Raw genomic sequence first — 12,294 nt, forward strand, 5'->3', positions numbered from 1 at the left:
CCCAGCACCCGGCTAGCGCGCGGGACGTTGCCGCCGGGCAAACCATTCACGGTAGCGCGCCATCCGCTGCACTTGCTCGGGCGGCGCGCGGCGCTGGCAGCTCTGGGCTTCAGCACTCCCAGCCGGCGCACCCCAGCGCGTCTCCACGCAGTCGTTCGGGTTGTAGGCCACCTCGAACGCCGCCTTGCGGGCCACCAGCTCGGCCAGCGTGACACGCTGCTGCGCGCCGTCGCTGCGCACGTAGGTGATGGCGCGCGCGGCCAGCAGCGTGTCGAGCTCCCCCCGCAGGCGAGCGGCCACGGCGCGCGCCTCGGACGCGGACACGCCGAAGCGCGCGGGCTGGCGGAGCACGTTGTCGGGGAAGCCCGGGAGAGAGTATTGTCTCCCGAGCGGGAGAGTGATACTGCTATCATATGCAAGGAAGATTTCGGATCGCGGTCGTGGTCGCTGTGGTCGCTTTGGGATGTGATGCGCCACAAACGGGGAGGGGGGGGGGCGCAGGCTCTTCGCCAGGGCGACGCTGGCGTAGAACAGGAGCCTTCGGCCAGCGGAGCCGGGCCCGTCGGGTCCAGTGACATTCGCGTCACGGGCGTTGTTCGGTGGGCCCACGAAGGCGAAGACGACTTCGTCTACGAGAGCGGGTTCGAGTTGATCGACGGGGAGGTGGTCGTCGAGGGGGACATCGTTCTGGGCACGTTGGCCGAGACGCAGCAAGGCCACGACCGACTTACGCGTCTGCTCCTTGACGACAGCCAGACGCCTGAAGCAGCCACAGAGAAGGCGTTCCTCCGAACCCGGCGTTCCTGGGGTGGGGGAGTAGTGCCCTACATGGTGGCGGACGGCCTGGACTGTGCCATCGCTTCGGGGCGCATCGTGGGCGGCGACACCCGCTGTCTCAACATCCAAGCCGGGGTCGACCACTGGAACGGGTTGACACCCATGACGGGTATGCGCTGGGAGTTTCGGAGCAGCATCAAGGGTCGCAAGAAAGGGGTGCGCTTTACGGGCGGAGACACCCGCTCTCGAGTTGGCGAACATACCGGCCGTCAGGATCTACACTTAGAGTCGGGCGTCGGTCTTGGCGCGGTGCAACATGAGATGCTCCACGCGATGGGGCTCTACCATGAGCACCAGCGGCCCGTTCGTGATGACTTCATCATCGTCAAGGACGAGTTCATCAACCGAGGCTTCCGCTCCACCTTCTCGAACATCCGAGCGATCCGCGATCAGCGGCATCGGCGCCAGATCGGGCGCTACGATGTGGACAGCATCATGCACTACGCGAGCATCGGCAACTCGCTACAGGTGGGGGTCTATCCGCGGACACTCGCGCTCGGGTCGCGAGAGCAGTTGGTGAGTTGGTCCTTGTCGAGCCTGCTTTGGACTCCTGGCGGTGAGCCGCCGCCGGTCGGCGTGCTGCAATTTCCAGCCTCGTGGAACCTTCGCGCGCGGCTCGGCTTCGAGGGAGTCGAGCTGTCGCGCCTGGCGGTGACCGACGTAGAAGGTGATGGCTTCGACGACGTGATAGGGACGCTAGACGGTCACTACTTCTGGTCGAGTCAGGGGCGGACGGGGTGGCGTGCGGTGCTGGGCGCCGATGGCGAGCCCGTCTCGGCGGGCGCCGATGCGTTTTGGGGGGAGTTTGACGCGCACGAGGGGCGCGACGTGATGGTGTGGCTCGCCGAGGGTCGCCGACTCGATGTCGCGAGCTCGGACGGCACACGCTGGACGCGCACTCTTCCACTCGGTGCGACCGATGTCGCGACCGCGGACCATGACGGCGACGGCGACACCGACGTCTTCGTGCTTCAGCGATCCAATCTCGGGACGGTCGACATCCAGGTGTTGGATGGGGCGTCCATCCGCTCGGGCTCCTTGGAACCGTGGGCCACGATCCCCGTGTCGTCTTCAGCTGCCCCGCGCCCGGTCGCCGTGCGATTCGAGGTGGTGGAAGTCGCGGCGCTGGTCTTCGAGCCCGTTCTCTTCGACGAGCGGAACAGCTCCGAGCGTCCGAGCCTCGTGCGTTTGCCGCGCGGCGCCACAGCGTGGGTCAACGTGTTTGGCACCGCGCGGGGTCCACTGCCGGCGCATGTGCGTTTACTCGCGCAGCTGCACTTCGTCGAACTCGACCGCTGGTCGGGGTCACGTCCCGTCATTGATATTCTCACCCACTCGCTAAGCGGACAGGGTGTTCCAACCGGGGCGCCGCTGATGATCCGCAACGCGTTTGAACCCTGCGCGACACTCGTCGCGCTCCAGTACGGGACCGGTGTGCTTGAGCAGGGCTTCGGCGCAGACCTGCGCACGGACCTCGTCGGCCGCTTCGAGTCGCGGCAGCTCGCCAGCATCCTTTCTTACGGCTCTATCGTGCGTTGCGCCTCACCTCCTGTTCCGTCTGATGTGCTGGCGCTTGCGTCCATCTACAACCGCACGCTGCTCGCGCAACTGTCAGACCGCACGCCAGGGGTCGGGTGCGGTGTGGACCTCAGCGTTCCCGTGGAGTTGACTCTGGGCGGGGGCGAGCGAGCTGAATTGGAGGCGTCGTTCGTGGACCCAGGGGGGTCACTGACGCTGGCTCGCGTCCTGGTGGAGCGTGTGCTCGCCAACGGGACTCAAACACTGGAGGACCGAAGCGTGCCCCTGTCGGGCCGCGCAGACCACGTCGAGCACGTGTTCGCTCGCACGGAGTCCGGGAGCTATCGTGTGCGCGTCTTCTACGACACACGGGAGGAGCCCGCAGCGACATGGCTGATCCGAGTAGAGACGTGTGGTGACGGGCGACTGAACCCAGATGAACAGTGCGACGACGGGAGAGGCAACAGCGATGTCGCTCCAGATGCCTGCCGCACCACATGCGAAGCGCCCGGCTGCGGAGACGGCGTGCTGGACACGGGCGAAGAGTGCGAGCCAGGCGTGACCTCAGGGCCGTGCACGCCGTTCTGTCGCGTGACGGGGCCCACCTGCGGCAACGGGGCGATCGAGCCTGGGGAGGAGTGCGATGACGGGACCGGAAACAGCGACACATCGTCCGACGCCTGCCGTACCATCTGCGTTCTCCCCTTCTGCGGCGACCTCGTCGTGGACACGGGTGAAGAATGCGAGCCACCCAACGCGAACTTCTGTTTGGCTAGCTGCATTTGGGCGTTCGAATGATGCGCCAATCCTCCAAGCCTTGGACTGTGGGAAGGCTACTGAGCGCCCTGGCGCTGATGGGCTGCCATCAGGAGTCGCTCTCGGTGCCCTTCGACGAACTCTACGTCCCGTGCATCAGCGACGAGGACTGTCCCCGGGAAGCGTCGGAGTGCTACACGCACCGGTTCTACACCGCGCCCAATCGCGAGGTCACCGTTGCGTATCGCCAGTGTTCGCGGTCGTGCTCATCTCATCAGGAGTGTCATGATGGGACCCTCGAGAATGGCGACGATGGGGATATCCCCGTGGTGAGTGGACTCTGCATGGTGCAGGACGAGTTCGGAGTGTACGACCGACGCAGCGACAGCCGCTCGGGACACTGCCTCGACGTCGGAAACGGATTCGAACCCACGCTCCCCGAATGTCCAACGCAAGGGACGATGGACACCGAGATCTACTCGGGCCTCGACTATGCGCAGGTGTGCCTCCCGGACCCATTCGTAGAGTAGGTGGCCAATGAATAGCGCCAGACGCCCACGTCACGCCGAGTCCATCTCGAGCCAGTTCACTCGAGCCATCGTCTTGCTGCTCGGCTTGCTGCCTGGATGTCACTGCGGCGGGTCAGCGTCTGACGACGACGGGGGAGCTGCCGACGCGAACGCACCCGATCTAATGTCCGGGGAACAGGGCATGGACCCTGAGGCGTGCACCCAGCCTGGCCGCACTTTCGTGGTTCGGTTGAGCGAGGTAGAGGACATCGACCTGCTGTTCATGGTGGACGACTCGAGCTCCATGCGGGAGGAACAGGTCGCTGTGGCGCAGGAGATCCCGCGCCTGGTGGAGGTGCTCGCCACCGGGGACCGCGACGGCGACGGCAACCAAGACTTCCGTCCGCTGGCTAGCATCCATCTTGGGGTCATCAGCAGCAACATGGGCATCGGAGGGGTGGCGCTCCACCCGAACGCGCGCTGTACGGCGACGCTCGGCGACGATGGGATCCTCCTCACGGAGTCGGGAGGAACGGACCCGACGTGTGCCCTGTCCTACCCGCCGTTCCTGACGTTCCTGAGCGTGGACGATGACGTCATGGCGTTCGCTCAGTCGGCAGGCTGTCTGGCTACCACGGGCATCGACGGCTGCGCGTTCGAGCAGCAGCTGGAAGCGGTCCTCAAGGCGCTCACCCCCGCGGAGTCCGAGGTGGTGTTCGAGCACGAGCGGGGTGGCGTCGTCATTCGCACCACCAGAGGGCATGGTGGAACCGGAGTCAACCAAGGGTTCTCGAGAGATACTTCCCTGCTCGCGGTCGTCATGATCACCGACGAAGATGACTGCTCGACCCGAGATCTGGACCTCTACGACATCACGCCCTTCATCCCCGAGCTGGCCCAGTACCCAGTCGCCGTCGATGCCGTGGGTGACATCTCGCCGAACCTGCAGTGTCCCCAGTACCGCGACGTTCAGTACGACGTCGCGAAGCGCTACGTCGCAGGGCTGCTTGCCGTTCGACCAGACGCCACCGACTTGCTCGTCTTCGCCGTGATTGGCGGTGTGGCGCCCGACGTGCTCTCTGCGCACACCAACATCGTGACCGAAGACGGACGCACGAGGAAGACGGTGGACTATCCAGGCCTCCTGACTGACTCGGCCATGCAAGAGGTTCCGAACCCAGAGCGAACCAACCTCATGCCCGGGTGCGAGCGACCCGACCCGGACGCTCCGAGCGACCCGACGCGGGTCAACTCCGCGCTGCCGCCGCGTCGGTTGGTGCAGGTCGCCGAAGGCCTCGAAGCTCGAGGTGCCCACGGCGTCGTGGCCTCCATTTGCGAGGCGCGCGACGGTGCAGCGGGCGACTACCGCGCAGATTTCTCGCCGGCTTTCGATGACATCCTGTTGGCCGTGGAGAACGCGTTGCCACCGGGGTGCATCGCGGAGCGGCTGGCTCGCAGCGCCAGCGCCGAGGTCCCCTGCGTGGTCCTCGAGACGCTCCCGCCGGGGATGACGTGCGCGTCCCAAGTCGACCGTGGCCGTGAATCCGTCGCCATCCGTGTGGAGGGCACTGGACCTTCAGCCCGGGAGACGTGTCGCGTGGTGCAGCTCGCGCCCACTCAGGAAGACGTCACCGCCTCGCGCGACCCTGCGGGCGTGGGGTGGTTCTACGACGACTACACCGAACAGCTCGCGATGCGCTGCCCCTCTGGTCGTCAGGCCGTGGTGTTCGCGCCCGGGGCTGGCCCTGCGGTTGACGCGGAAGTGGTGATGGAGTGCCTGGGAGCCGCGCCTGCCGACCTGAACAGGGCGGACGTGGGAACGGGCTGCCTCGTTGACCCAAGCGACTGCGACCTGTCGGGGACGGACCTCGCCAGCCTGCGGGCGCAGTACCGTCGCCCCGAGGCCACCCTGGTCTGCGCGTCGGGGAACTGCCACCTTTCGTGTGAGACCGACGGGGACTGTCCCGGCCTCCAGGTGTGCGTGTTCTTCGACGAGCGAAGTGTGTGTCAGGACCTCGAGTGTCGTCTCTAACGGGCCGGGCGACCGAGTACCGAGGACGCTAGCGCACGGGACGTTGCCGCCGCGCAAACCACTCCCGGTAGCGCGCCATCCGCTGCACTTGCTCGGGGGGCGCGCGGCGCTGGCAGCTCTGGGCTTCAGCACTCCCAGCCGGCGCACCCCAGCGCGTCTCCACGCAGTCGTTCGGGTTGTAGGCCACCTCGAACGCCGCCTTGCGGGCCACCAGCTCGGCCAGCGTGACACGCTGCTGCGCGCCGTCGCTGCGCACGTAGGTGATGGCGCGCGCGGCCAGCAGCGTGTCGAGCTCCCCCCGCAGGCGAGTGGCCACCGAGCGCGCCTCTGCGGCGGCCACGCCGAAGCGCGCCGGCTGCCGCAGCACGCTGTCCGGGAAGCCCATCACGGCGTCGATGCTGATCAACAGGCGCATGTCGCGTGAGGGCGTGGCGAAGTCCTCCCAGTCGCCGACGGTCTCGAACACGGCGTAGCCCTCGGGCATCTCCATGCGCGTGCCGGGGTGGCTGCGCATGTGCTGCTCGCCGTTGTCCACCGACACCACGCGGCGCTGGGCCGACTCGTCGAGCGCATCCACCAACACGCGCAGCTGGCCCATGGGCTCGAGCGGGCGCGGGTTGATGAGCGCCTCCATGCGGTCGTAGAAGTCGTCCGCGCTGCCTGCGTATTGCTGGCGCGACCAGGCGCGCGGGGCGGCGGTGATCTCGTCGTTGCGCCGCATGAGCATGCCTTCGCGGCGCGCGCGCACAGGGCGGAAGGCTTTGAAGCCAGCGCCCGCAGCCGTGGTGTCCGGCGAGAACAGGAACGAGCCGCGCCAGAAGCGGCGCAGCGCCACGGTGCCGTCCGGCTGTGCGTCGGCGCCGATGAGCACGCCGTAGTCGGTGGCGGTCTGCGGCACCCAGCGCGCGATGATCAGGAGGTGCCCGTACGGGTCGGCGAAGACGGTGCCCGGCAGGAGGCTCTCGCGCGTGAGCGGCACGGGGTACACGTCCGTGGCGTTCGAGTCCGGGTGCGTGCGCGCGCTGGCCGAGTGCACCGTGCCGGCCACCACGCGTGAGAACTCCTGGAACGCGTTGACCTCGTCGGTGCCCGGGACGGCCTGCTGGTTGTGTTGCGGGGTGACGTCGCACGCGGGCGGTTGGCCGTCGGCTCCACGCCCGCACGCGCGGAACGCGAAGGGCAGGCGCAGCTTCCACGCAAAGTACGCGCGCAGGAAGTAGGGCAGGTCTGCGCAGTCGGGGCGCAGACGGATGCGGTCGTCCTCATGGGAACCGAAGTGGTCGTGCAGCAGGTTGCGGGCGGGGTCACGCACCAAGACGCTGAGGTTCGGCCAGGTGGACTCCTCCGGTGGCGCCTCGCGCTGGCCTTCCACCGTGGGCGCGAAGAGCTGCTCCACGAACGCCGCGTACAGGTTCTCGGTGTCCTCGTCCCAGCGCCAGACGGACTGCCACGCCGGGTCCACGTCGGCCTCGTGCCGGCGCAGCCCCCCACGGTGCCCGCGCACCTCGATCTGCTCGCATGCCAAGATGCGCTCGCCGTCCCCCAACACCGCGGTCCAGGTGCCCTCACGCGGGCTCGGCTGCTCGGCCCAGTAGGTATACGGCGGGCCACCCAACACGCGCGTGCGCGGCAGGTGACGCGTGCCGCTCGGGTCGAACAGCGCCACGGCCACCGCGCCCGCATCGGCGCTGCTGGAGACCATCACGCGCAGGGGCTGCTGCGGGTTCGGACGGCGCGGCGACTGGAAGACGGCGATGCCGAGCGAGTCCTCGCACACCTCGGGGATGGCCAACGGTGGCGCGGCCGGCCGGCGCACGGCGGCCCCCTGCAGCCCCGCCGTGGGGCTGCGCCCCAGCACGATCACCTTGGTGATGCGCTCGAGGAACGACCCGCGCGAGGTGTTCGCGCCCAGCGTGAGGTCGCTCACCGCCACCCGGTCCACGCGCCGCAGCGTCTCGCCCTCGGGCCGGCAGGGCTCGAGGTACTCGCTGAACGAGTGGATGACCATGGGCCGCCCGGCGCGGTCTCGCCCCAAGTACAGCATGATGTGCCCCGGGAAGTGCAGCAGCACGATGCCCGAGCGCGCGGCCTCCTCGATGACTTGCTGCTTGTCACGCGGGTTGGTCACGCCGGCGACGTCCACCGCGAACGAGCCCGCCAGCGCCTGCTGCGAGCTGTGCCGCGGCAGCGGGAGCCCGAACGTCTCGAAGATGTCCAGCAGGTAGCGCGAGCAGTCGCGCCCGCCGGCGTGGTCACCCCAGCCGTAGGGGCTGCCCAGGAGCGCGAACGCCTCTTCGAGGACCGCCCGTCGCGTGAGCGGCCGCGCGGTGCTGATGCCTGCGTCGGACAGCGTGCCACGCACCACCCCGGCCGCTGTCATGGCCAGGCTCTCGCCGGTCTCGAGGGTGGGCACGCGGGCGCTGGCCGGCAGCGTCACATCGGCGCCGCCGCTACCAGGACGCAGGGTGGCGGGGCTGCGCAGGTGCGCGAAGGGCCCGTGCACGAACACCCGCTCGTGCTCCACCGGCAGCGGCGCCGACAGACTGGCCTGCTCGTTCAGGAACCCGATGGCGTAGCGCGTGCGCGCAAGCCGCAGGCCACCGGGCCAGCTGGCCAGCACCTGCACCACCTCTTGCGGCCGAATGGTGCTGCACGCGTTGCGGTCGAAGTCGAGGGCGCGCGCCGGCGTGTAGTAGCCCGTCTCGAAGGGCGCACAGCGCAGCGGCACGGGCGCGAGGGCCACGCGCAGCTCGGGGGCCACGGGCGGCAGCTCGTCGATGCGCGCCAGCGCGCGCCGCTCGGCCGGGGTCCAGGGCGAGCCGTCTTCGTGCACGAACGCGCCGCTGCTGAAGCGCTCGCGCAGGAACGTGAAGCGCTCGTTGATGTTGCGCAGCAAGACGTCCGTGCGCAGCGGCTGCAGCAGGTCCACCTGGCCGATGGGCCCGTCATCGGTGCCGGCCGTGGACATGGCCAGCGCGTGCGCGCTCACGTCCTCGGGCGAGAGCAGCGCCGTGTCCACGTCGCCGTAGGCGGCTGCGCGCTCCACCCAGTAGGCCAGCGTCTCGTGCTCGGGCTGCACGCCCGGCAAGGGCTCTGGCGCAGGGGCTTGCGCGGGGCAAGCGGTGCTGGTCTCGCTGCCGGTCACACTCTCGGGCGCGGGCTCGGGGCTGCTATCCGCGCCTTGCCCACCGCAGCCGGACAGCCCCAACGCCAGCAGCGCGAGCGCAGCGCCCAGCGAGGGCCCCTTCGTGTGGCCCGCGGGTGGTGCAGGTGGTGAGTACGGGGACATGAGCGCTGTCACGCGGAGGCGCGGGTGTCGCCCGCGCGGCGCTGCAACCATCGCAGCGCCTGCGTGGCCACGCTTCCCGAGTCGCCATGACCGAGCTGCGTGCCGCGCGGGAAGCCCACGTGGCCTCCGCGGTCCAAGAACACCGTCCGCACGGCAGAGCATTCCTCGAGGTGCGGGCGCACGATGTGAGCGAACACCATGGGGTCCTTCGAGGTGGCCACCACCAGCGTGGGGACGGTCACCTGGTGCAGGATGGGCGCCACCGTGGTGCGCGCGTAGTAGTCGTCGGCCGACGCGAAGCCGTGGCGCGGCGCGATGATGCGCTCGTCCCACTCGCGGATGGTGTCGATGGCGTCGGCGCGCTTCACGTCGAAGGGCACTTCGCTGCGCTGCGCCACGCCGCGGTAGATGTCCTTCAGTCCGCGCAGCACCGTGCGCCGGTAGATGCGCCCCTTGGGCTTGTCGATCTCCACCACGCCGCCCGCCAGGTCGATGGGCGGACAGAAGGCCGCGACGCCCGCAACGTTCGAGCAGGCGCCCTCGGCGGCGTGCCGCAGGGACACGTGCCCGCCCAGCGAGTACCCCAGCAGGAACACGCGGCGGAACGCCAGCACCTCGGGGCTCTGCAGCACGGCCACGACATCGGCCGTCAGCCCCGCGTGGTAGTAGTCGGTCCCGTGACGGTCGGCGCCGCGCAGGTTGACGCGCAGGCAGGCGTGGCCGAGCGCGAGCGCGTCGTGCGCAATCTCCACCATGTAGTGGCTGCGGTGGCTGCCTCCGAGGCCATGGATGGCCACCACCAGGTCGGTCTCGCTCGGCAGCGTCACCTCGCTGGGCAGCGTCAGCCGGCCGGTGAGGCGCACGCGCCCGCGCACCGGGTCGTCCAAGTAGGTGCGAAAGTGGCGTGAAGGCGGCGGCGCCTTCGGCCGGAGCATGTGCGCCACATAGGGACGAAAGGTCCAGACGTGCCCGTGAAGGTCCATAGCCCCATCTTACGCTGACCACCTCGGCCGGTACAACCGACGGGGGGGCCACCTCAAGGGGTGCGCGGCACCCATGGAAAGTACGGGGGCTCGTCTTCGCAGCTGGGCACGTCGTCGCGCGCGCAAAAGATGCGCATGTGGAAGTGGCTGCGGTGGGGTGAGCCCCGTGGCTGGTCCAGAACGGCCTCGGCCCGCGCGATGATCTCCGCGCTGGCCCGCTGGTTGCGCGCGTGGCGCAGCAGCGCCTGAATCAACGGGTTGGCCACGAAGAGGTACTGCGGGTGCACCTCGGGGTGGCTCAGCAGGGCTTCCACCAGCGTCCAGTTGCGGGCCACGTCGAAGCCGTAGAGCCGCCCCCCGTGCGGGCCCACCAGCTGCGCCGTCATGTGCACGAAGCCGGGCGCCGCGGGCAGGGCGCGACCCTGGGGGTCCACCATGTAGAAGCCGATGTCCACGTCGCGGCCGCTGCGGTGCGAGCGATGCGGCCGAAGGCGACCGCCGCCCTCGCGCGAGAGATCGCCCACCACCAAGCGGCTGCCGGGGGCAGAGCGCGCCACCGCGTGCGCGCCGTACACCAGCAGCGTGACCAGCTCCGCCGTGCCGTAGTGCTCGCCGCGGGACTCCGACTTGACCAGCAGCGCCGGGTCGGTGGGGACGGGCACGCCGTTGCGCAGGAGCCCGCCGTTGGAGCGGCCGAGCGAGACGGACCGCGAGTGCCCGACGATCGCGGCCACCGTGCCGGGAGGCGGAGCCGGCGGCGCGGGCGGCGTGCTGGCGGCGCGGTCCAGTGCGGCCTCTTCTCGGGCGATCTCTTCGTCGATGACCCGTTGCTCTTCTTCGGTGGGCTCGCCGTGTCCTGCGGCGTGCGCCTCTTCCCGCGCGAGCTCCTCGTCCGTGGTGGGGGGTGGCATGTCCGCCAGGGCGCCCACGGCCAGCAGCGAGCACGCCACGAGGGCGAGCGCGAGTGAGCCATGGCGGTTCCGGGGGAGCATGACCCCCCAGCATGCAGGCTCAGGCACCCGAGGCAATGCGCGATGTGGCTAGTGGCGACCGGCGGACCCGCGCGAGCACCGGCCCAGCGGCCGAATTCCCGTGAATTCTGGCCACTTGGCCGATGCCACGGGCTTGCCAAGACGAGGCTCGCGTGCTTTATGGGCAGCGGCTCGGACCCACACGGTCCCACCCCAACGTTACCGTCGTTCCCACGAGGATGCGCATCATGGATCGCCCAAGTCTGCTCGCGTTGTTTCAGAAGATGGCTGGCGAGGTCGCCGAGAAGGACCTCACTGGCCTTGAAGAGTCGAGCGTCATCGCCGACATTGGAGTCGACTCGCTGGCCATGCTGGAGATCGTCGGCGAGATGGAGCGCGAGCTCGGCGTGCAGATCCCGGATGACGAGCTCGTGGGCATCGAGACCGTTCAGCAGCTCCTGAACCTCGTCGAGAAGCGCGTCGCCACGGCCTAGCGCCGAGCAGAGAGGAACCCCATGGCCTCCGACCAGTACCACGAGAAGCTCTATCAACGGTTCCGCACCTTCTTCGACGAAGCGGAAGAGAACCGTCGCTGGAATCCGTACCGGGACGTGCCCTGGGACAAGATCAACCCCGACCTGCCGGAGAACGTGGCGCTGTGCGCCGAGACGTTCCTCGGGGTGGAGTCGTTCCTCCCGGACTACATCCGCTTCGGCATGGACGCCGTGCGCGTCAGCTCGCTGGCGCAGCGCTGGTTCGCAGCCAACTGGGGCTACGAAGAGCTGAAGCACAGCATGGTGCTCACCGAGTACCTCATCCGCTCCGGCAAGCGCACCGAGTCGCAGATGTTCGACTTCCAGGCCGCGCTCATGAAGCAGGTCTGGGAGCGCCCCTTCGAGACCGCTCGGCAGATGACCATCTACGGGGTGTTCCAGGAGATGGCCACGTTCGTGATCTACCTGCGGCACGAGAAGGTGGCCCAGCGCTACAACGACGAGGCGCTGGCCACGGCCTACCGCTTCGCAGCGCGCGATGAAGTGGCGCACGCGCGCTTCTACGAGGACGTCACCAAGGTGTGCCTCGAGGAGGACCGCGAGGGCACGCTGCGGGACATCAACCTGGTGGTGAAGCACTTCGAGATGCCCGGCGTGGGCATCGTGCCGGACTACGACGCCCGCATCGAGGTCATGCGCGAAGAGGGCGCCGTGGACCGCGACCTGTTCTACAAGAAGGTGTTCTTCCCCACGCTGCGGCGCCTCGGGGTGGAGCGCGCCGAGCTGGGCGCGGCAGCCCGACGTGAGCGCGAAGAGCGCCGCGGCAGCGAAGCGGCGCAGTAGAAATCCGGTCCCAGAACGCATAGGCTCGCGCCTGCCGGGGGTGGCCCGGCGTGGAGACGCCT

At 68.9% G+C, this 12,294-nt stretch carries 8 protein-coding genes; 4 read left to right on the forward strand and 4 right to left on the reverse strand.

Features of this window, described 5'->3' with window-relative positions; translation table 11 throughout:
• Window positions 1-12: 12 nt before the first annotated feature.
• Window positions 13-351, reverse strand: a complete 339-nt coding sequence (locus tag IPI43_15440) for a hypothetical protein (protein MBK7775500.1) — start codon at window positions 349-351, stop codon at window positions 13-15.
• A gap of 297 nt (window positions 352-648) precedes the next feature.
• On the opposite strand from IPI43_15440, the gene IPI43_15445 reads away from it, so the two are divergent.
• Together IPI43_15445 and IPI43_15450 are read left to right on the forward strand one after the other, a co-directional pair.
• Window positions 649-3,153 carry a hypothetical protein gene (locus IPI43_15445; protein MBK7775501.1) on the forward strand — a complete coding sequence of 835 codons (2,505 nt, stop codon included), beginning with the start codon at window positions 649-651 and terminating at the stop codon, window positions 3,151-3,153.
• Between the two features lie 717 nt (window positions 3,154-3,870).
• A complete protein-coding gene (locus IPI43_15450; GenBank protein MBK7775502.1) occupies window positions 3,871-5,652 on the forward strand; it encodes a hypothetical protein in 1,782 nt (593 codons plus the stop codon).
• Window positions 5,653-5,680: 28 nt separating this feature from the next.
• Here IPI43_15450 and IPI43_15455 read toward each other — a convergent pair whose 3' ends face one another.
• The 3 genes from IPI43_15455 to IPI43_15465 are packed head-to-tail and all read right to left on the reverse strand — an operon-like array spanning window position 5,681 to window position 10,916.
• Window positions 5,681-8,941, reverse strand: a complete 3,261-nt coding sequence (locus tag IPI43_15455) for a C40 family peptidase (GenBank protein MBK7775503.1) — start codon at window positions 8,939-8,941, stop codon at window positions 5,681-5,683.
• Window positions 8,942-8,949: 8 nt separating this feature from the next.
• The gene (locus IPI43_15460) at window positions 8,950-9,924 is read right to left on the reverse strand and encodes an alpha/beta fold hydrolase (protein ID MBK7775504.1); all 975 of its coding nucleotides are present in this window, start codon (window positions 9,922-9,924) and stop codon (window positions 8,950-8,952) included.
• Window positions 9,925-9,977: 53 nt separating this feature from the next.
• On the reverse strand, window positions 9,978-10,916 hold the full coding sequence (locus tag IPI43_15465) for a penicillin-insensitive murein endopeptidase (protein ID MBK7775505.1): 939 nt from the start codon (window positions 10,914-10,916) through the stop codon (window positions 9,978-9,980).
• A gap of 227 nt (window positions 10,917-11,143) precedes the next feature.
• On the opposite strand from IPI43_15465, the gene IPI43_15470 reads away from it, so the two are divergent.
• Together IPI43_15470 and IPI43_15475 are read left to right on the forward strand one after the other, a co-directional pair.
• On the forward strand, window positions 11,144-11,389 hold the full coding sequence (locus IPI43_15470) for an acyl carrier protein (GenBank protein MBK7775506.1): 246 nt from the start codon (window positions 11,144-11,146) through the stop codon (window positions 11,387-11,389).
• A gap of 21 nt (window positions 11,390-11,410) precedes the next feature.
• Window positions 11,411-12,232, forward strand: coding sequence for an acyl-ACP desaturase (locus tag IPI43_15475; GenBank protein ID MBK7775507.1), 822 nt, complete (start codon window positions 11,411-11,413; stop codon window positions 12,230-12,232).
• Window positions 12,233-12,294 lie beyond the last annotated feature (62 nt).

Source organism: Sandaracinaceae bacterium (assembly GCA_016706685.1).
Classification (GTDB): Bacteria; Myxococcota_A; Polyangia; order Polyangiales; family Houyiibacteriaceae; genus JADJJE01.

Coding starts and splice junctions, on each gene's coding strand:
- IPI43_15455 (MBK7775503.1), bottom strand. CDS start 8,941: ATGTCCCCGTACTCACCACCTGCACCACCCGCGGGCCACACGAAGGGG.
- IPI43_15460 (MBK7775504.1), bottom strand. CDS start 9,924: ATGGACCTTCACGGGCACGTCTGGACCTTTCGTCCCTATGTGGCGCAC.
- IPI43_15465 (MBK7775505.1), bottom strand. CDS start 10,916: ATGCTCCCCCGGAACCGCCATGGCTCACTCGCGCTCGCCCTCGTGGCG.
- IPI43_15470 (MBK7775506.1), top strand. CDS start 11,144: ATGGATCGCCCAAGTCTGCTCGCGTTGTTTCAGAAGATGGCTGGCGAG.
- IPI43_15475 (MBK7775507.1), top strand. CDS start 11,411: ATGGCCTCCGACCAGTACCACGAGAAGCTCTATCAACGGTTCCGCACC.